Source organism: Winogradskyella aurantia, assembly GCF_002266855.1.
GTDB lineage: Bacteria > Bacteroidota > Bacteroidia > Flavobacteriales > Flavobacteriaceae > Winogradskyella > Winogradskyella aurantia.
Genome location: NZ_NGJN01000002.1, coordinates 439,966 through 461,642 on the forward strand (window position 1 = coordinate 439,966; position 21,677 = coordinate 461,642).

16 protein-coding genes are annotated in these 21,677 nt (G+C 37.3%); 1 reads left to right on the forward strand and 15 read right to left on the reverse strand.

The features are described 5' to 3' along the window. Positions 1–32: 32 nt before the first annotated feature. The 12 genes from CA834_RS05395 to CA834_RS05450 form a co-directional block, all read right to left on the reverse strand. Positions 33–1,439: a tetratricopeptide repeat protein gene (locus CA834_RS05395; RefSeq protein WP_094967644.1), complete on the reverse strand. Its 1,407-nt coding sequence runs from the start codon at positions 1,437–1,439 to the stop codon at positions 33–35. A gap of 160 nt (positions 1,440–1,599) precedes the next feature. After that, on the reverse strand, positions 1,600–2,775 hold the full coding sequence (locus CA834_RS05400; RefSeq protein ID WP_094967645.1) for an aspartate aminotransferase family protein: 1,176 nt from the start codon (positions 2,773–2,775) through the stop codon (positions 1,600–1,602). Positions 2,776–2,786: 11 nt separating this feature from the next. Beyond that, positions 2,787–4,652: an OstA-like protein gene (locus CA834_RS05405; RefSeq protein ID WP_094967646.1), complete on the reverse strand. Its 1,866-nt coding sequence runs from the start codon at positions 4,650–4,652 to the stop codon at positions 2,787–2,789. 55 nt (positions 4,653–4,707) lie between these two features. Next, the gene (locus CA834_RS05410; protein WP_094967647.1) at positions 4,708–5,988 is read right to left on the reverse strand and encodes an adenylosuccinate synthase; all 1,281 of its coding nucleotides are present in this window, start codon (positions 5,986–5,988) and stop codon (positions 4,708–4,710) included. A 13-nt stretch (positions 5,989–6,001) separates the two neighbouring features. Continuing rightward, positions 6,002–6,454, reverse strand: coding sequence for a Fur family transcriptional regulator (locus CA834_RS05415; protein ID WP_206186846.1), 453 nt, complete (start codon positions 6,452–6,454; stop codon positions 6,002–6,004). 26 nt (positions 6,455–6,480) lie between these two features. Then, on the reverse strand, positions 6,481–8,688 hold the full coding sequence (locus tag CA834_RS05420; RefSeq protein ID WP_094967648.1) for a RelA/SpoT family protein: 2,208 nt from the start codon (positions 8,686–8,688) through the stop codon (positions 6,481–6,483). Between the two features lie 72 nt (positions 8,689–8,760). After that, positions 8,761–9,993 carry a M48 family metallopeptidase gene (locus CA834_RS05425; RefSeq protein ID WP_094967649.1) on the reverse strand — a complete coding sequence of 411 codons (1,233 nt, stop codon included), beginning with the start codon at positions 9,991–9,993 and terminating at the stop codon, positions 8,761–8,763. A 77-nt stretch (positions 9,994–10,070) separates the two neighbouring features. Next, positions 10,071–10,868 (reverse strand): TrmH family RNA methyltransferase, encoded by a 798-nt coding sequence (locus CA834_RS05430; protein ID WP_094967650.1) that lies wholly within the window; start codon positions 10,866–10,868, stop codon positions 10,071–10,073. 92 nt (positions 10,869–10,960) lie between these two features. After that, the gene (locus CA834_RS05435; protein WP_094967651.1) at positions 10,961–11,638 is read right to left on the reverse strand and encodes an SAM-dependent methyltransferase; all 678 of its coding nucleotides are present in this window, start codon (positions 11,636–11,638) and stop codon (positions 10,961–10,963) included. 126 nt (positions 11,639–11,764) lie between these two features. Next, complete coding sequence (locus CA834_RS05440) at positions 11,765–13,075, reverse strand: amidohydrolase family protein (RefSeq protein WP_094967652.1); 1,311 nt, start codon at positions 13,073–13,075, stop codon at positions 11,765–11,767. A gap of 14 nt (positions 13,076–13,089) precedes the next feature. Further along, positions 13,090–16,047: an amidohydrolase family protein gene (locus tag CA834_RS05445; protein ID WP_240507487.1), complete on the reverse strand. Its 2,958-nt coding sequence runs from the start codon at positions 16,045–16,047 to the stop codon at positions 13,090–13,092. A gap of 95 nt (positions 16,048–16,142) precedes the next feature. Continuing rightward, complete coding sequence (locus CA834_RS05450) at positions 16,143–17,210, reverse strand: DUF3810 domain-containing protein (protein WP_094967654.1); 1,068 nt, start codon at positions 17,208–17,210, stop codon at positions 16,143–16,145. Between the two features lie 154 nt (positions 17,211–17,364). Between CA834_RS05450 and CA834_RS05455 the strand changes: the two genes are divergently transcribed. Next, complete coding sequence (locus tag CA834_RS05455) at positions 17,365–18,831, forward strand: aminoacyl-histidine dipeptidase (protein ID WP_094967655.1); 1,467 nt, start codon at positions 17,365–17,367, stop codon at positions 18,829–18,831. 60 nt (positions 18,832–18,891) lie between these two features. Here the strand turns inward: CA834_RS05455 and CA834_RS05460 are convergent, their stop codons facing one another. From CA834_RS05460 to CA834_RS05470, 3 genes are read right to left on the reverse strand one after another with little or no spacing between them, the layout of a single operon-like run. Continuing rightward, positions 18,892–20,109, reverse strand: coding sequence for a peptidylprolyl isomerase (locus CA834_RS05460; RefSeq protein WP_094967656.1), 1,218 nt, complete (start codon positions 20,107–20,109; stop codon positions 18,892–18,894). Further along, entirely contained in the window at positions 20,102–20,635 is a 534-nt protein-coding gene (gene gldI / locus CA834_RS05465) for a gliding motility-associated peptidyl-prolyl isomerase GldI (RefSeq protein ID WP_094967657.1), read from the reverse strand. The genes CA834_RS05460 and gldI overlap by 8 nt, the downstream gene beginning before the upstream one ends. Further along, entirely contained in the window at positions 20,632–21,654 is a 1,023-nt protein-coding gene (locus CA834_RS05470; protein ID WP_094967658.1) for a DHH family phosphoesterase, read from the reverse strand. The genes gldI and CA834_RS05470 overlap by 4 nt, the downstream gene beginning before the upstream one ends. Positions 21,655–21,677: the final 23 nt, after the last annotated feature.

A 21,677-nucleotide genomic window follows, 5' to 3' on the forward strand; every position in this document is an offset into this window, starting at 1 on the left:
AATTTTATAAGGAATGCTAAAATATGGATTTTTTAGTTGGATGTGTTTTTAGAATCCGAAATAATGGCCTTTACAACAGGTTTTTGCTTGATGTTTGGAAATAATTCCGTCAGGATAAAGTCGTAATCCTTGTTAAGGTGAAGCGCATTTTTGAGATGAAAGCGTCCTTTTTCAGCCAAATGGGTTGTAAAATATAGGCCCGCCAAACGATATTCTATTTCTGCATTTTCTGGATAAAACTCCGTGGCTTCGGTTAAATTTAAAATTGCAGCATGATATTCTCCCAAGGCAATAAGAATATCGGATCGATTCAGCCATGAATCCAACTCGTAATTACCCAACTGAAGGGTACGTTTATAACCGTGTTCAGCTTCTTCCAGGAAATTCAACCGCTTATTAACAATGGCATAAAGCTTCCAGTACAATACGTTATCACCATCAATGTTTACTGCGCTATTAATGTAAAAGAGTGCCTTTTGATAGTTGAGGCGTTTCATATAGAATTTGGTAATTGCAATCCAACCCTTATCTAGAAGTGGATCATCTTCAACCGTTTTTTTATAGAACTGAACAGCCAGGTCGTCTTTACTGAGTTTTTCATAACAGTGGCCTATTCGTAACAAAGCGAATGATGTCGGTTCATCTAAGGCCAAGGTTATTTTATAATTTTCTATGGCTTCTTCATAGCGTTTTAATTTCTCAAGTACTTTTCCTTTCTCAATATAGGCTCCAACAAACGTATCGTCTGAAATAATAGCGAAATCAAAAGCTGCATTAGCTTTTGTATATTCCTTTATTGTAAAATACTGTCTACCTAATTGATGCCAAGCCACTTCACAATACGGATTAGTATCAATAAAATTATTGAGGTATTCTATGGCTTCCGCATTCTTATTTAAAAAGTCATAGCAGTAAATAATATTGTGTAAAGCACTATAATCGGAGGTGTCTGCCTCAATACACTTTTTAAAATAAACAATGGCATTATCGAACTGGTCTAGAAATAAATATTCCATACCTACTAAGGCAAAGAGGTCAGCATCATCATCTGGGGTACCAGACATACCAATAGCAATGAGTAGGGTCTCAATAGCCAGTTCATGTTGGTCTTGTTTGGACAAAACATTGGCCTTTTGAATATAAATCTCTTCGTTATTAGGCTCTAATTCATTTAGTTTGTCTAAAATATGGTCTGCTTCCTCAAATTTGTTTTCTATAACAAATATTTCTACTTGGAATAGGCGTAAGTTAATAGATGAGGGGTGTTGTTCTAGTCCAAGTTTAATGGCGCGTTTCGCTAGAGCAATTTTACCATTTTCGAGATAGTGGTGGATGATGTTTTCAAATTCATTTGAATCAAAAAACAAAATATCATTTGTTTTAAGCATTGATTCAAATCTAGTAAGTGAGAGATTTTCGTCGTCGTGACTATATTTCATAAACAGTTATATGGTTCACTGAAATAAATTTACTGGTATCATTGCTGTTTATGAGTATTTTGGATTAATGTTTTTAACAAAATAATTAACATTAAACCGATACTTAAGACAAGTTGTGCAACTTACTAAGGCACATTGCTCTATGAATTATCAGAGTATATTAAAGCGAATCTAATATTGACGATAATATCGTACAACCCTCAATTAATTCTTCGTTAGAAATGGTTAAAGGCGGTGTTATCCGGATAGCCCTTGACTCAAAAAGAAGCCAAAATAGAATCAATCCTTGGTTTTGAGCAGCCAAAATTACTTGATTTGTTATTTCGGGATTATCAAGTATTAGGGCTAGCATAAGTCCCCTTCCTCTAATTTCCTTTATATGTGTATGTTGAAGATGTTGTCGTATAAGCTGCTCCTTTTGCAACGCTTGTTCCATCAAATTAGATTCCGTAATCTCCTTTAGAGTAGCCAGTGCAGCAGCTGCAATAACAGGATTGCCACCAAAAGTGGTAATATGTCCTAGCTTAGGACTATGGCTTAAATAGGACATGATTTCTTTAGACGTAGAGAACGCACCTATAGGCAAGCCTCCACCCAAGCCTTTACCGGTAACAACTATATCTGGTGTACAGTTGTAATGTTCAAACCCGAAAAGTTTACCCGTTCTTCCAATTCCTGGTTGTATTTCATCTAAAATCAACAAAGCGCCAACTGCCTTACACCGTTTTTCAACTTTGCTGAGATAATCTAGTTGGGGTTCTATAAAGCCAGCACCACCTTGAATGGTCTCAAGAATTACTGCTGCGGTTTTTTCCGTAATTTGGCGTAAACACCATTCGCAGTTAAAGGTAATATGCCTTATGTCAGGAACAAGCGGTAAGAAGGGTTGTTTACGCTCCTGATAGTCCATTAGGCTCAAGGCACCCATAGTATTACCATGATACCCATTTTTTGCTGCAATGATTTCCGATCGTCCAGTATATCGTCTGGCTAATTTGAGACTACCTTCGATGGCTTCTGTTCCTGAATTTACCAGATAGGTGGATTTAAGAGGAGCGGGTAAGTGGCTAGCGAGAAGTTTAGCAAGTTCTACCGCTGGTTTTTGAATATACTCACCATAGACCATAACATGCAAGTATTTGTCTAATTGTGATTTTACAGCATCGACAACTTTAGGGTGGACGTGGCCCAAACTGCATGCCGAAACTCCAGCAACAAAATCGAGATAAGCTTTACCATTTTTATCGTAAATGTAAGATCCTTTTGCATATGCCACTTCTACAGCTAAGGGATGTGGTGTGGTTTGTGCCTGATATTTAAAGAAATCTTCCTGCATCCTCTAATTTACTAATCCTTGTGTTGTTCGTTCAAGGAATCTTTTTTAATGATTTTTTTCTCGTCGATTACTTTTATTTTCCCAGGCTTTAAAGCCATGTTATTTGGGATTTTAGTGTTATTTGATTTTTTTGGTTTTGGCAAATTACGTGCAGCCTTGTTTGGCTTATTGGGCGTGCCTTTACCTGCCTCTTCAATGCGCTTACTTATACTGTCACCGATAAATTCTTTTGGTGGAACATAATCCTTTAAACCACTTATTTTTGTTAGTTCTAGTGGCGGGTCACCTATAAACAAATCTTCCACGGAATTTGGTCTTTCTGGTCCACGCCAATCAAATCCTCTAAGGTGTTTACCTGTTTCAGGAAACATGGATTCGGGATATAAATCACCGTCAATTTGATTAATTAATCGAATTTCTTGGATAGCTTGGTCCTCAATTTGAATATTTATGCTTCCAGATTTTGACTTATTAATGCCTACCAGCTGATTTTCTGCATTTCTTGAATAATAAATCACCTCCGCATTTTTTATTATATCAACGTTATAAAGTTCGTTATCCTTAAATAAGCCTATAAGTCGTTGCCCTTTTATCTGGTTATAAGCATCAGTACTAAGCGAATCTTCACTCACTAGAAAAGCATTATTGAATACTTTTAGAGAATCCAATTTTTCAGTTTTAACATTGGAAATAAGATGAATCGTATCTCCAGTCATTTGGTTACCCATATTCCAAAGCACAGGCTTACGTGCTGTAGCAAAGGCATCCGTTGGACCGAAACGACCTAGGTTTATCATTTGCGTAAGTCCTGTCTTATGGTTTACATGAATAGAATCTGATTTCCCAGCCAAGTCACTTTTATAAAGCCTTACGTTATAATAGGCTCTGGTAATACGATTATCTTCTCTACCTGTAAGCATTAAGGTGTCTGCGTGGATATAAACAGAGTCTTTTTCCTGCACTGTAATAGCCAAAGCCCTTTTGGTTATAAAAACCGAATCTTTTTCACGCCAGACCTCAGCATAATGTCCTTTTACAACACTATTATTTATAGTGTCGGTAACCGTAATATTATTAGTTGCAGAAGCAAAATTCCTGGCACGGTCAAAATACAAACTATCACCTTCTATTGTTCTATTATCATAGTCTATGCGAGCGTTCCTTTGAAAGTGCCCAGTATCATTATTAGTATCATAAAATCCACGTTCCGTGTAAACTTTACTGGTTTCGCCAATGATAGTAGACGGTCCAAATAAATAAGCGTGTCCATTATCGGTAAAAAAATCTAATCGATTGGTGTTTAATGTGTATTGTGGGTTAACCAATACGACATCCTTAATAAATTGATATTTCCTAGAATTCATGTAATAACGCCCTTCCTGACTGGTAATAGTGCCGGATGAGTCTCTTACCACTTTGCCGCGACTTTCATAAAAGGCTTGTTGCCTAACTCTATCAAAGTACAAGGTATCTGTAGTTAATACAGATTGAGGTTCTGTTAGCACTACATTACCACTTGCAAAAGCTAACTGCGTTTTTCCGCTATACTCCACATATTTGGCAACCATGTTAATAGAATCACCTTGTTTTACAATGACATTACTAAATGCCTCTATAAAATCTTGGTCTTCATAATAAATGGCCTTGTCGCACCACATATCAACACCCTTATGTATAAAATGAACCTGTTGGGACTTATCTCTTAAAAAAACCTTCGCCCCATCTTCAATATTTGGGTCTGTATAACCGGTTCCCGCATATTTAATAGTGATTACCTCACTTTTTTGGCTAAAACCAAAAAGTGATAACGAAATTATAAGAAGCGTGAGGCAATACTTTAAACGATTCAACGCGGTAAGTTTTTTATAAAATAACATTTAAAGCCCTGCTTTAGTATCAGTTAACAATATTTTTAACAGATGCCTTAGAGGTTTATACTGTTTTCCTCACAATAGTCTGCTTTCTATCAGGACCAACTGATACAATGGTTATGGGAATATCAAGCTCTTTTTCAAGGTATTCAATATAATCATTGAGTTCTAAAGGCAATTGTGTAGTTTCTGTCATGCCTGTTAAATCTGCTTTCCAACCTTTTAATTCGGTGTAAATAGGAGTAATATTATCTTCCTCGATATTATAGGGCAGATGTGTTATAGTTTCACCTTTGTATTTATAAGCAGTGCATACTTTTAAGGTTTTAAAACCGGAAAGCACGTCACCTTTCATCATTATCAATTGGGTTACACCATTTACTTGACAGGCATAACGAAGAGCGACTAAATCTAACCATCCGCAACGTCTTGGACGACCCGTGGTTGCGCCAAACTCATTACCAACACGTCCCATGGTTTCTCCATCTTCATCAAATAATTCTGTTGGAAATGGACCTGAACCCACCCGGGTTGTATAGGCTTTAAATATTCCGAAAACTTCTCCGATTGCACTGGGAGCAATACCAAGCCCTGTACAAGCACCTGCAGCGGTTGTATTTGAAGAGGTTACGTAGGGATAGGTACCAAAATCAATATCTAGCAATGATCCTTGAGCTCCCTCAGCCAAAATTGACTTTCCTGAGGCTTGAGCCTGGTGCATATATTCTTCTGAATCTATGAATTTAAGTGATTTTAAGGTTTCGATCGCATTAAAGAAATCAGTTTCTAATTCTTTTAAATCATACTGTATATCCACATTGTAAAAGTCAATCATAGCCTCATGCTTGTCTGCAAGAGCTCTGTATTTATCTTTCCAATTAGCCAGCTCAATATCACCAACGCGTATGCCGTTTCTTCCTGTTTTATCCATATAGGTAGGACCAATCCCCTTTAAGGTAGAGCCTATTTTAGCCTTTCCCTTTGCAGCTTCACTAGCCGCATCGAGCAAGCGGTGTGTTGGTAATATTATATGGGCCTTACGTGATATCAATAGGGACGCCTTATAATCCACATTTTGCTCATCTAACTTATCTAATTCCTTTTTAAAGATGACAGGGTCTATAACGACACCATTACCGACAAGATTTACTGTGTTTTTATGGAAAATTCCAGAGGGGATTGTATGCAGTACATGCTTTCTGCCATTAAATACCAGTGTATGCCCAGCATTAGGTCCACCTTGAAACCTTGCAACAATATCATATTTTGAAGTGAAAACATCTACAATTTTTCCCTTGCCTTCATCACCCCATTGAAGTCCTAGTAGTAAATCTACTGCCATTTTATATAATTAGTTAGTCGTTCTTGTTACGTTTACCGTATAAGTATAGTGAATGATTGGTTATCTGAATATCAAAAACCTCCTCTATCGTTTTTTTAATAGATTGAATACGTGGATCACAAAATTCAATGACCTCTCCAGTATCTGTAAGAATTACATGATCGTGCTGCTTATCGAAATAGGATTTTTCGTAATGTGCCTGACTTTGACCAAATTGATGTTTACGCACTAAAGCACATTCCAACAAAAGTTCTATCGTATTGTAAAGTGTTGCACGGCTCACACGATAGTTTTTATTTTTCATTTTGATGTACAGTGATTCGATATCAAAATGTTCTTCACTATCATAAATTTCCTGAAGTATAGCGTAGCGCTCAGGCGTTTTCCTATGGCCTTTTTCCTCTAGAAACTGGGTAAAAACACGTTTTACTATTTCTTGATTACTTTCTTCTGTGATTGCCTTCATAATTGTGGTGCAAATTTACACAAATTTTAAACTCTCTTAACCTTATCAATACCATTAATTTTTTTGAGTTTATCCATTAATTTTTTAAGCATGCTCTGGTTTTTTACTTGGACTGTAATTTTCCCTGAAAACACCCCGTCGTCACTTGAAAAACTTATACTTTTCATATTTACATGCATGTTTTGTGAAATGAGATTTGTTATGTCATTCACCAATCCCAGATTGTCAATCCCTGATAAGGTGATTTGAGAAGTGTAAACCTGCTGGGACGAATCTATCCACTTTGCAGGTATGATTCTGTAGGCGTAATTAGATTGCAGACTCACGGCATTTGGACAGTTTTTTTTGTGGACTTTAATACCATCGTTAATAGTTAAAAAACCGAAAACCTTATCACCTGGAATAGGGTTACAACAGTTGGAAAGGGTATAACTTAGCTTTTCTTCTTCCTTGCCGAAAACCAACATATCATACTTGGAAGTAATTTCATCCCGGTCAATATCCTTTGGTGTTTCTGGCTTTCGTATTTTGTTTTTAATATAGCTAACAAAGGCATTACTTCGCGACGACGCAAAAGCTTTTAACTTGGCATTATCTATAGTGCCTATCCCAACCCGATAAAATAAATCAAGAGAGGTGCTTAATTTAAAGTAACTCACTAATTCATTTACAGAATTTTCATTCAGCGCTATTTTTAACTGTTTGAGCTTTCTTCTCAATATTTCCTTACCTTCCTCAGCAATGATTTTGGTATCTTCTTTTAGGGCGGTCTTAATTTTGCTCCTAGCTCTAGCCGTTGTGGCATAGTCTAGCCAGTTAGCGTTGGGTTTGGCATTTTCGGAAGTTAATATCTCAATGCGATCACCACTTTGAAGCTCATGGCTTAAGGGCACCAATTTACCATTTACCTTGGCTCCTCGAGTCTTCATCCCCACCTCGGTATGAATACTAAAGGCAAAGTCTAAGGGAGTCGCTCCTTTGGGTAGGGACTTGAGATCCCCTTTCGGTGAAAAAACGAATATCTCCTTAGAATAAAGATTAAGTTTAAACTGCTCTACAAAATCAACAGCGTCTGCTTCGTTGTTTTCCAAAGCTTCCTGTAAACGATTAATCCAAAGGTCTAGACTATCGTCTTCGTCCTTTTCATTTTTGTATTTATAATGAGCAGCGTAGCCTTTTTCGGCTATTTCGTTCATTCGTTCACTCCTTATCTGTACTTCAACCCAACGACTTTTAGGACCCACCACAGTAATGTGTAATGCTTCATACCCGGTTGATTTAGGCGATGAAATCCAATCTCGTAGACGGATGGGATTAGGTGTGAAATGGTCCGTGACGATGGAATATATTTTCCAAGCTAAAAACTTTTCGTTCTCAAAATCAGACTTATAGATGATTCTTACTGCGAATTTATCGTAAACCTCATCAAAAGAAACGCCTTGTTTTACCATCTTTCTTCTAATACTGAAGATGGATTTAGGTCTGCCTTTTATTTCATAATTAAGCCCTTCCTTATTTAAAGACTCTTCAATAACCTTTGAGAAGGATTTTATATAGGCGTCTTGTTCCTCCTTACTCTCCTTCATTTTTTCGAGAATGTCATTATAGACTTCGGGCTCCGTGTATTTTAAGCCTAAATCCTCGAGTTCCGTTTTGATGTTATAGAGTCCGATTCTGTGCGCTAGAGGTGCATAGATATAAAGGGTTTCTGAAGCAATTTTCACTTGTTTATCGGCTCGCATGGATTCCATGGTTTGCATATTGTGCAAGCGATCCGCAATTTTAATGATGATGACCCTGACATCTTCATTTAAGGTTAATAACATCTTGCGGAAGTTCTCAGCTTGAAGGGATACATCCATATCTTTTTTTAGCGAAGAAATCTTCGTAAGACCATCAACTATTCTAGCTACGGTGTCTCCAAAAAGTTGCTCTATATCTGCAATTGTGTAATTTGGATTGTCTTCAACGACATCATGAAGCAGGGCAGAGGCGATAGAGGTGGCGTCCAAACCAATTTCTTGAGCAACTATTTTCGCAACCGCAATTGGATGGAAGATATAGGCCTCTCCAGACTTTCGTCTTTGGTCTTTGTGAGCATCAAGAGCCACCTCGAACGCATGACGAATCAATTTCTTATCGTCCTTGGTTAAGGTTTGGTAGCTTACCTTTAAAAGTTCCTTGTAAGCTTTTGCAATGGCGGCATTTTCTTTTTCTATCTCTACCTGAGTCATATATCTAAGGTAGTAAAACTAAAGTAAATGGGCAATGCGTTTAACCACAATAATTACTATAAAAGTTAATAGTTAAGCTCTTAAGTTTTTTACTCGCTGTACTAATGTTGGATGCGAATAATGCACAAAAACATAAGCTTTATGAGGTGTTAAATTACTCAAACTATTTTTAGAAAGTTTTTTTAAGGATGTAATTAAGGGTTCAGCCTTGTATGTTTTTTTAGCGTAATCGTCTGCTTGGTATTCAAAAACACGAGAGACATAATTCATTATTAAACCTGTTACTTCAGATATAGGTGAGTAAAGTAAACCAAAAGCAATGAGCCCAACATGAAAACTTGGAATCTCTACACCAAGCGCATTGGAAAGCAATGGATTGGAAATAAATATGGACAAAATATACAAGGTCAATCCAGTGAGTAAAACGGAGGTCACAAGATTAAAAATGATGTGTTTCTTTTTATAATGCCCAATTTCATGCGCTAAGACCGCAACGATTTCTTCTTCGTCTAAATCATTAACCAATGTATCGTATAGTGTCACACGTTTTTCACGGCCAAAACCAGAGAAGTAGGCATTGGCCTTGGTACTCCGTTTAGAGCCGTCTATTATGAAAATTTTATCTAAATTGAAGCCAACAGATTTTGCATAAGCCGCTATTTTATCTCGCAAATCGCCTTCTTCAAGAGGGGTCTGTTTATTAAACAAAGGAACAATCAGCCTAGCGTAAAACATATTCATAAACACTGTGAAAATGGTTACAATTCCCCACGCATATAACCAAAATTGATTTTCAGTAAGCTGATAAAACCAAATTATAAGTGCCATAAGGCCACCACCAATAAGAACCATCATGAAAAGTCCCTTGATTTTGTCTAATACGAATGTCTTTTTAGAGGTCTTGTTAAAACCAAATTGTTCTTCAATCACAAAGGTCTTGTAATATGAAAATGGTGTTGATAGAATATCGCTGGCTAACATAATTATACCAAAAAAAATCAAACCAATTACAATAGGGCTGTTAGAATAATTACGTGCAATATTATCTACATACTCAAATCCATCCAAAAAAAGAAACCCTAAAGTGAGAACTAAGGAAAATAGGGAGGACCATATGCCAAACTTGTAATTTACTAATTTATAGGCCTGAGACTTTTCATATTCTTCTGGATCAAACACGTCGTTAAGGGCATTTGGTATAGGGTCCTTATAATGCTTTGCGTTTAAAGCATCAAGTATGCTATCTATTATAAAGGTAAGAAGAATTATTCCGATTATGATGAAAAACAAGACAGATGCCGACATAAAAATTTTGATTTACCACATTTAAAAACGAAGTCTCAAAAATACAACAATGATAAAAAAGTTTTAAAAGAATAGTTTTACTTAAAGTTGCGCTGCCGTTTAGCTTCAAAAATAAGAATTCCTGCAGCCACAGATACATTCATGGAATCAATAAACCCTTGCATCGGTATACTAATGTTTTGTGTCGCTGCGTCGCGCCATTCTTTAGTTAAACCAGTTGCTTCGGCTCCAACCACAATAGCTGTTGGCAAGGTGAAATCTTGGATGTGATATGGTTGGGATTTTTGCAAAACTGCAGAAAAAATATTGAAACTGTATTTGTTTAAAAATGCAATGGATTCTGAAGTGGTGGCCATAGCTATCTGGGTTGTAAATACACAACCAACGCTAGAACGAATAATATTTGGATTGTACAAGTCGGATTTAGGATTGGCAATGATAACGGCATCGACATTTGCAGCATCTGCAGTACGCAATAATGCTCCCACATTTCCAGGTTTTTCTGGAGCTTCAGCGACTAAGATTAAAGGGTTTTTAGAGTTTAATATTAGAGTTTCAAGACTATGACTTTTTGAATTTACCACTGCAATTACTCCTTCTGTAGTATCGCGATGGGCCAATTTTTGAAAGACGTCTTTTGAAATTTCAATAATAGAAATACCATAGCTTCCCATGGCTTTAGCTTCACTTTCAGAGAATAAATCTGGAAAAAACAATAAGGTCTCTATTTGGTAGCCCCCTTTTATGGCAAGTGACACTTCACGCTTACCTTCAACTAAAAACTGGCCTGTTTTTTTTCTTACCCTAGATTTCTCCTTTAGAGAAACCAGTTGCTTGATTAGGGGATTATTGGAGCTTGTTATGGTCTTTGTCATCGATAACAAAAGTAATGCAATTTTGTGTGAGTTGAAGCATTAGAATTGGTTACTCAAAAGGAAGAGTTCGTCTGAGCTAAACGCCGCTTTTTCTATTTAGTCTTATATATGGTGTAGTGTTCATTCCATGTAAAATTTTGAATAGAACTAAACTCCAATTTAGATTCCAACATCTCTCTTTCAGTGGGATTCATGTAGATTATTGTCATTTGACGTGGATATTTTTGCAAGGACTGCTTAATATTATCAATCACTTTTTCAAAAACAATACCGTTAAAAGGATTATACATGAATATGACACTGTCCATTACGTCGAATTTGTGTTTAGTGGCATCTTTATTAATAATTTGTATACGTGCTGGATTACCCGTTTTAGTTATGAAGGTTTCAATATTTGATTCAGCTATACTACTTAAATTAGAGGAGAGTTCAATTCCTTTAATGGTTTTAAACCCGTACTTCGCAGCTAAGATTATTATGCGTCCTTTGCCAGAGCCAATATCAATAAAAGTCTGGTCTTTAGGCAGTTGGAGTTTTCTGAGAACTTTTTTAACAACTAAGGCACAATTGGGTTGATACTGTCCCGAATGTTTGGCTAAGTCATTTTCGGCTATTAAGTCCTTATGTGACACCCAAGTCTTCGTATCAATACCATACTTCCAGTCAAAATAATGCTCATAAATGTTAGAATACACAGCTTTGCTCGTTCGAACCAAACCATCTCGTTGTATTTTGCCTACCGTTCTTTTAAGGATAACAAAGGCTTTCATTTACGTTTCGTATTAATTCGGGTAATATACAATATTTAATATCACAGCATAATACTGGTTTAATTTGAAAGCTTTAGTGATTATACTTGATAAAAAAAAGCGAACTTTTCAGCTCGCTTTTTAATTTTAATTTTCAATCCCGTATTTTTCAGAATATCGTTTCCAAAGTTCCGTTTGGTGGGTTTCTAAACTTAGATTTCTACCATCGATAAAGGCATGGGTTAGTTTATTAGTCCGCATGTCTAAGGCATCACCTTCACTGATAAAAAGCGTTGCGCTTTTTCCAACCTCAAGAGTGCCATACATATTGTCAATACCCATTATTTTTGCAGGATTTTGAGTTATCAACTGCAGGGCCTGTTCTTTAGTTAAGCCATGCGCTACGGTAGTACCAGCATAAAATGGCAGGTTACGGGAATTCATTCGTTCCATTTGCCCACTAGGTTCTAAGGATACAAGGATACCAGCGTCGACCAGTTTTTTAGCTTGCTTAAATGTGTAATCATAATCATCATCTTCAAGTTCTGGTCTAGTATGCACACGTCTTAAAAACACAGAAACATCATTTTGTTTTAAAAAGCTTGCAATGTTTCCTGCTTGATAGCCACCAACTATGGTAATATTAGAAACCCCTTGAGCCTTTGCAAAGTTTACAGCATCCGTGATGCTCTTTTCATCATCAGCGTTTAGGTATAGACGTTTTGAACCATCAAAAAGACCTATAAGTGCTTCGAAAGGCAAATGACGTTCATTTTTTGGGCCAAGGTTGTAACTTTTGGCTTCTGTGAAATAATCTGATAATTCCTTCACCTGCTTTGGATAGTTCTTATTAGGCTTTAAGCCAGGATCCTCACCTAACCACCAGCGCCCACGACTAAAGGTGCTCGGCCAATTAATGTGAATACCATCATCTGTTTTAATCGCAGCATCCTCCCAATTCCAAGCATCGTACTGAACAATGGATGACGTTCCTGAAATGCGTCCACCCCTCGGCACCACATGTCCAAGCAATACACCATTTGGTCTCATGGATTCTACGATTTTAGATTCAGCATTATACGCAATGATGCTCCTAATATGAGGGTTATAAGTCCCTAACTCAGAAAGATCATCAGAGGCTTTTACAGCGTCGACTTCAACTAAACCTAAGGTTCCGTTAGACACTATAAAGCCGGGATAAACGTGTTTGCCTTTAGCATCTATAACATCCATGGCTTGTCTCGTAAGTGGAGTAGAAGCTTCTGGCCCAATAGTGGAAATTTTACCATTGCTCACCACGATAATACTGTTCTCTATTACAGTACCATTACCAATATGAGCCGTGGCACCAATAATGGCAAAATCTTTAGTTTGCTCAGGTGCAGGCGTTTGCTGTGCATAGCTTAATGTAATACACAACATAAAAAGTATGATATTTATTTTATTTGAGTTTTTCATTTTTTTTAATGTTTTTAGTTGTGCGAATCCATGGAATCGCAATGCAATAACACTTTTTCTTTTTTCTTAACAGGTTGTGTTTTTAAACCCTTATTTTTCTCTTGAAGCATTAAGTTTACAAGTTCGCTTTTCTCTTTTTTGATGGCTTCTCGCATCTTTCGATCTCGGTCTATATCGAAATAGGTTACACCCTCAATAATGGTTTTTTCAGCTATGGCATAAATTGATAATGGGTGATCTGACCATAGCACTACGTCTGCGTCTTTACCCTCCTTAAGGCTTCCAACGCGATCATCAAGATGTAAGAGTTTTGCAGGGTTAAGCGTTACAAACTTTAAGGCGTCTTCTTCGCTTACACCACCGTATTTTATGCTTTTTGCAGCTTCTTGATTTAGGCGTCTTGCCATTTCCGCATCGTCACTGTTTATTGCGGTGACTACTCCAGCTTTGTGCATAATGGCTGCGTTATAAGGAATAGCATCATTTACTTCATACTTGTAAGCCCACCAATCGCTAAATGTTGACCCTCCAACGCCATGGTCTTTCATTTTATCGGCAACTTTATAGCCTTCCAAAATATGTGTGAAGGTATTAATGTTGAAATTGAATTGCTCTGCAACCTTCATCAGCATATTGATTTCACTTTGCACATACGAATGACACGAAATGAAACGCTCCTTGTTAAGAATTTCAGCTAGAACTTCCATTTCAGCGTCTTCTCTATACGGTTTGCCACTTTTCTTTAATTGGTCGTAAGCTTTGGCTCTACTGAAATAATCCATATACACTTGTTCAACACCCATTCTCGATTGAGGGAAGCGTGAATTAGATCTACTGCGTGATTGTTTTACATTTTCCCCTAAAGCGAATTTTATAAACTTGGGAGAATTGTCATAGACTAAATTATCAGCAGATTCCCCCCATTTTAATTTTATTATCGCCGAGCGACCACCGATTGGATTTGCAGATCCGTGTAAAATCTGAATGGAGGTTACCCCACCGGCTAAGTTTCTGTAAATATCGATATCTTCATCATCGATAACATCTTCAATCGTTACCTCCGCAGAGGAGTTTTGGCCACCTTCATTAATTGAAGCTGCGGCAATATGAGAATGCTCATCAATGATACCAGCGGTGATATGCTTACCAGTGGCATCAATGACTTTAGCATTTTTCTGAGAAAGGTCTTTGCCAATTTTTGAAATTTTACCATCCTTGATTAACACGTCAGTGTTTTCTAAAACACCCTCGTTTTCATTTGTCCAAACTGTAGCATTTTTAAATAATAAGTTTTCTGGTTTTGGCTTTTCCGTAAAACCGAAAGCTAAGTTAGGATAGGTTATAGGACTCATGAATTCCGGTTTGGCCATGTCATCGTCTTTCTTTTTGTCTTCGGCTTTTCCCTCTTCATTTTCATCAATCTTATTGGCATAGAAGGACAACTCCTTGCCATTGGGCATAATGGCTTTACCATTTAAGCTTTGGCCATTTCCCGTGTTAGCGACAACTCTGATGTATTCCTTATTGGCGCTGTCTGCTGTTTTAAACGTAAGGTTTAACCAGTCTTCTGAATAACTTATTTTGGTCCCTAAGCTTATGGAATCCATTTCTATTTTAGCATCAGGTTTACTCATACTTTTTGTTATAGAAAGTTTGTATTCGTCCCCAGCTAATTTAAAGCTGTAATCACCATCAATATCCTTTACATTCATATCTGCGATGACATTTGGTGTGCCTTGCACCCAATTTTCGAAGAGCTTGGTTTTCTTCTCAAAAATATCACCATCCGTGATTAGAAAGTTCGCGTAGCTTCCCGCTTTTAATGTTCCTAAAACATCAGACTTTCCTAATAAACTTGCAGGCACGGTGGTTAATGCTTCTAATGCTTTTTGTTTAGACAAACCACTTTCAATAGCCTTCCTTAAGTTTGTGGAAAATGATTTCTTGAACTTTAAGCCATGTGTCGTTAAGGCGAATGTAATGTCATTTTCAGCTAACAACCTAGGATTGTGTGGCTCTTGGTTCCAAGCACGCATATCACTTAATGATAGTGTACTTGCCAAGAAAGGATTGTCTACATCATACGCCAGTTGAAAATCTATCGGTAAAATTAGAGTTGCATTAGTCCCTTTGACTTCATCAATGCGCTCATATTCATCGCCACCCCCTAAGATGGTGTATTGAATATTGAAGGCATCCCCAACTTTATCAGCCCTCATTAGGTTTGCTCTGGAGCCAGCTTCAAAAATTTGAAGCAACTCTTTATTACCGTTTAATGCCTCAAGGGATAAATCTCTAGTGTCTATATTTCCTGCTTCATACCATTTGGCATCATTATACATTTGGCGTAATAAGGCCATACTCCCCATAATTGAGGAAGGGTAGGATTGACGAGATGTCACACTTTTAGTGAATGAAAAATGTTGGGTGGTTTCACCATCAACAACGCGCATGGCGTTGTCGGCATCGTTGTTGAGTGCAATTAAAGCACCAGTGCCTCGCACAATGCCGTCTGGCATATGTGTATTAACGACACCAAATCCTAGTTTATGCATTTCAGAGGCGGTTTTGGTATCGTACTCAAAACTAGCCATTACGTCTTGCTCTGGCATGACATGGTCGTTCCAATAAAACCCACTTCTGCTTGGCCCGTATTGTGGACCATTTCCGCTGCGTTTTGGTTTTTCAACACCAAAGGTGGTATATAAATCAATAAAGGATGGATAAATAGTTTTTCCTGAAAGATTAATTTTAGTAGTGTTCTTGGGAATATCCAATGATTTCCCAACGCTAACAACTTTTCCATCCTTTATAAGAAGTGTCGCCTCTTCTATCACCTCAGTCGGTGACACATGAATTGTTGCATTCGTGAATGCCGTGTAGTTTGTGTTATTTGCTATAACACCAGAATTACTCGGAAAGTAATCCTGAGCAAAAAGTGTAAAACTGCACATAACAATGCACAGCTTCATATAATTTTTAATCATAAAAAGAGTTAGTTAAAATTCGAAACGAAAGATAGGAATATAAGTATTTGTAGAGTTGCCTCTTAAGAATTTTTAACGTTTTAGAGGGGTTGTTCCTTGTAATAATTAACCAGCAAGGCAACGACATAACTATAACTTTTCATCCCATCAGATTGGTTGTTGACTTTTAGAAAATTGTCAAAAGTTGTTTTAAAAAAAGGTTCTAAGGGGTTTTCATAACTCAACCAAAATTCCTGAACCTCCTGGTAGTTTTTAATAATACCTTTATTAATCGTTTTAAGGATAAGGTAATACGATTCCTTATCTCTTTTAAAAATCTCATTGAGACAATAACGCAAGGCAAAGGTATAGCCCGCATATTGAAAATAGATATCCTCATTATGGATAGCCGCTAAACTACCAATAAAATTGGCTTCATTCTCCGCAGCATAACCAAGTTGGTGTGCTATCTCATGACAGGTGGTTGTCGGAAATTTGTATGTTGGAATTAAAGCATCGACCTGAGCCTCATTAGTGAAAGGATTTAAGTAACCGGAAAAGCCCATATAGGTTAACGGTAAGCTATAAATTGATTTCTTTATACTTCTTGGCTCATAATTCCATTGTGGATAGACTTTAGATAACGCATCGTAGCCATGAGTTGCTTTATTAATGATATCATCTTTTGTGTAGGGTATTTTAACGCTTAAGGTATCACTTTTGCTCAAATTATTATGGATAGTATTTGATTTAGTGACGAGTTTTTTTGTGAAGTAAATCAATTCTTCTGTGGTATAATCAGCCTCAATTTGTAAAGACCTATAAAGAGGTGCGCGATAATAGTTAAAAGCCCAAAGTACATGAAAGGCGAAATAAGCTATTGAAACTGCTGACAGAACATCTAAAGCCCACTGAACAAAGTCTTTGTACATGCGTTTCCTTTGAAGGAATAACCACCTCAAACAATAAACTACAGCTATTGTGTATAGGATATCACCAGCCGAGAAACTTAACCAACCAAAGGTAAAGCGCATCAATCTGGAGATGAGTACATATAATCCATTGCTGTAATATGACTCTACAAATTCCGGAAAATGCTTTAGTATGGAAATACAGAGAATTTGAACTCCAAGGAAAATGGCCAGTATACCTTTTTTGTTATTCAGCATGACCCAAATATAGATAAAAACCTGGCATATGTAGGCTAAAAAAGAGCGCTCTTTCCCTTTGTCTCTCGCAGACCTATTGTTCTAAAACTAGATTGAAACGATATAGGATAGTGGGATGTATTTTGTAATTTTGTTAACCTAAATTATATACAAAATGAGTTCAGAAATTAGAGCACTAGAGCCAAAAGCACTCTGGAATAAATTTGCCGATTTAAATGCAGTTCCCAGACCTTCAAAACGGGAAGAAAAAGTTATACGCTTTATCAAGGATTTTGGAAAGAATTTAGGTCTTGAGACCATGGAAGATGAAGTTGGCAATGTTATTATTCGAAAGCCCGCATCTCAGGGTATGGAAGATAGAAAGCCTATTGTGATGCAATCTCATTTGGATATGGTCCATCAAAAAAATAACGCTACGACTTTCGATTTTGAAACCCAAGGTATAGTTATGTATGTTGATGGTGATTGGGTAAAAGCCAAAGGAACCACTCTAGGAGCAGATAACGGTCTAGGTGTTGCAACTATTATGGCTATTTTAGAAAGTGAGGACATTGCACATCCCGATTTAGAGGCCTTGTTTACTATTGATGAGGAAACGGGTATGACAGGAGCCAAAGGATTGAAAGGCGGACTCCTGAAGGGACAGATTTTATTAAATCTAGATACTGAGGAAGACGATGAAATAGGTGTAGGCTGTGCAGGTGGCGTAGATGTTACAGCAACAAGAACCTATTCTGTCTCAAGGACACCAGAACATAGCTTGGGATATCTTCTTGAAGTTAAAGGTTTACAGGGCGGTCATTCCGGCATGCAAATCCATGAAGGTTTAGGGAATGCAAACAAATTGATGAATCGCATACTTTTTGATTGTTATGAGAAATATGGCTTGCGTATCTCTGAGATTGATGGTGGTAGTCTGCGTAATGCTATTCCTAGGGAAAGTAAGGCGACTGTGTCAATCTTAGAATCTAAAATGATATATTTTGAGGCAGAAATTAAAAAACGTATCAAGAATATAAAGGGTGAATATAAGTCTTTAGAACCCGATTTAGATATTACGTTTTCTAAGACCCATGCTCCAACAACGGTCATGCCAACAGACGTACAAGAAAATTTAATAAGGTCGTTGTATGCCGCTTGCAATGGTGTTTATAGAATGAGCCCAGATATTCCAGACTTGGTAGAAACCTCTAATAATATAGCTCGGGTTGTTGTAAAAGAAGGACACATTAAAATAGGATGTTTAACACGTAGCTCTGTAGAGAGTTCAAAATGGGATTTGGCCAATGCCTTGCGTTCTGCTTTTGAATTGATGGACTGTGAGGTAGAGTTTTCTGGGGATTATCCTGGTTGGGCTCCAAATATGGATTCGGCTATACTTAAAGTTATGGTACCTATCTATGAACGCTTAAATAATGGCAAAAAACCACATGTTGCTGCTTGTCATGCAGGTTTGGAATGTGGTATATTAGGACAGAATTATCCAGATATGGATATGATAAGTTTTGGTCCGAATATTAAAGGAGCTCATTCACCTGATGAACGCGCACAAATCTCATCCGCACAAAAATATTGGAGATTTGTTTTAGAGATATTAAGGAATATTCCGAAAGCTAACTGATAATATATAGCAAAAAAAAGCCGAAACTTGAGAATCTCATGTTTCGGCTTTTACTATTTTTTATTTAACACTGACTAATTCAATATCAAAAACTAAGTTAGTTTTTGGGGGGATAACAGGCGGTCTGCCAGCTTCACCATACCCTAAGTAATAAGGAATAAAGACTCTAGCTCTATCGCCTATTTTCATATTTAACATGGCCTCCCTGAATCCAGCAACTAATCCTGCAGTTTCATTATATGGCATTTCGAAAGGAGCATAGCCACCACCTTGGTCTTGTCTCTCGTCGTATTTACCATATTTTTTTGCGATATCTTTCCATGTGGTCCAGAATAGCTCACCATTTTCAAAATAGCCCGCACAGTCAATATTGACACGTTGGGATGGGTCTGGTTTTTCACCCTTACCATTTTTGGTAAAAATCATTGCCATTCCCGTTGGCGACTCTATTCGTTTGCCATCGAGATCTTTATTATTTTCCAACCAATCTTGGCATGCTTTTTCAGCTTTCATCTTAGCTTCTTTCATGGCTTCTTCAGCTCGTCGTGCAGCTTCAGCCTTTTGTTCTTCAATGATTTCCTTAAGTCTTGGTAATTCATCATTAAAGACTTTAGGGGCATCAAATTTTTTAGCTTCAGCACCCTTTCGTATGATATTCAATTGTAGAATGACCACATCTTCAATAGGTTTGTTCCTCCCGGGCGCAACTTCAACATTGGATATGGAATCTTGTACTTCTATACCTTTAACCAACTCACCAAAAACAGCATGGCAACTTACACGTGGCTTATCACAATCTTTTAAGGTGCCATCTGGATTGTAGGAGTCTAAAAATGGTGTAGCTTTCTCGGTGATAAAAAATTGTGAGCCATTGGTATTTGGACCCGAGTTGGCCATTGATAAAATCCCTGGTTTATTATGTTTTAACTGCGCAACAAATTCATCTTCAAATTTATAACCTGGATCGCCACTTCCAGTTGCCGTTGGGTCACCCCCTTGAATCATGAAATTATCAATAACCCGGTGAAAGGTAGTGGAATCATAATAGCGTTTTCCTTTGTATTGTTCTGAGACTAAGGGGTGGTTGCCCTCTGCTAGTGCTACAAAATTGGCTACTGTTACGGGTGCCTCTTTATAATACAATTTAGCAACCATTGTATCCTTATTGGTTACAAATTCGGCATAAAGGCCGTCTTCTAAATCAGGATAGCGCTCTTGGCAAGAACTGCTTACTAATGCTAAAAGCACAGATAATGATAATAGTGTTTTCTTAATCATTGTTTTTTATTATTGAATTTAAAGTTACTTCACAAATTAAGGGAATATTGGTCCCTATTTTGTTATCGTCGCCGTAATATCCAAAGGCTTTTTGTGATGGAAAAATAAAGGTTATCCTCTCATTTGGTTTCATCAACTTAAGCCCCTCTCTCAGTCCAGTGAACAGTTCTTCCTTATCCATGATATAAGTTTTGCTGGAGTTCCCATATATTTCTGTTCCCTCAAGATTTGAGACATTGTATTCAAAGTCAACGGTGTCACCAAATTGTGGGTAATTGGCTTCGTTTTCAATTTTCTCGTTATAGAAATACCAGAATCCGCTTTCTGAGGCAATATACTCAATGTCAGGATTATTTTTTATGATATTTTCTATCAGCTTTTGTTCAGTGGCATTTAGCTTTTTGCTGCGCTCAGCGGATTCCATCAAGAAAGAACCCGACCTAACGGACTCAGGCATTCGTGCCTCGGGTGATTTACAACTAGCGCATAATAGAACGCTTAGAAGAAGTAGATTTAGGTGTTTCATTTTTGGGACAATTCTGTTTTATAATGGGGTAATATACTAATAAATTTATCAATTGTACTTTTGAGGTCGGTTGTACTGCGCCCTCCAGCTGCATTAATATGACCACCACCATTAAAATGCTCACGTGCAAATTCGTTAACAGAGAAGCTACCTTTGCTTCGAAAGGAGATTTTAATGATACTTTCTTGCTGGTTTTCAATAAAAATTGCAGCAAAAATTACTCCCTCCAAAGAAAGCGCATAATTAACAAAGCCTTCGGTATCCCCTTTCTTAAAATCAAATGCATTTAATTCGTCTTGGGACAATGAAATATAGGCCGTTTTATATTCGGGTATAATTTTGAGGTTTTGCATCGCTCTTCCTAATAGCTGTAAACGCGCGTATGAATTGGTGTCGTATACACTATTATGTATCTCGGAATTGTCAGCTCCTTTTTCAATTAAATCTGCAATGACGCGATGCGTTGTGCTTGTGGTCGATGGAAAACGAAATGATCCTGTATCGGTCATTATACCAGCATAAAGACAGGTCGCAATAACTGCATCAATTTTATTGGTGTAACCAAGCATCTCTATGAGGTTATAAACCATTTCTGAAGTAGAGGACATGTGTACATCAGAATACATATATTGGGCATAATCGTCCGGTTGCTGGTGATGGTCTATCATAAATTTAATGGCATTGGACTTTTCCAATACCTCTTTTAACTGATGCCCGGCCCTTTGTAGAGCATTAAAATCTAGGGTAAAAATAACATCTGCTTTCTCTATGGATTTAAGGCACTCCTCTGTTTGCATATCGAATTTAAGGACTTTTTCCTCATTGGGCAGCCATTTTAAAAAGTCAGGGTAATCATTAGGGGCAATAACTTTTGTATGATGTTGAAAAATGTCTAAGAATTGATAAAGTCCCAGCGACGATCCCATGGCGTCACCATCGGGATTTTTATGCGGAATAATAACGATATTCTTTGGTGATGAGAGAAGTCTTTTTATTTCTGGAATCTGTGCTTTAATCATAGGTGACGAAGATACAATTTTTT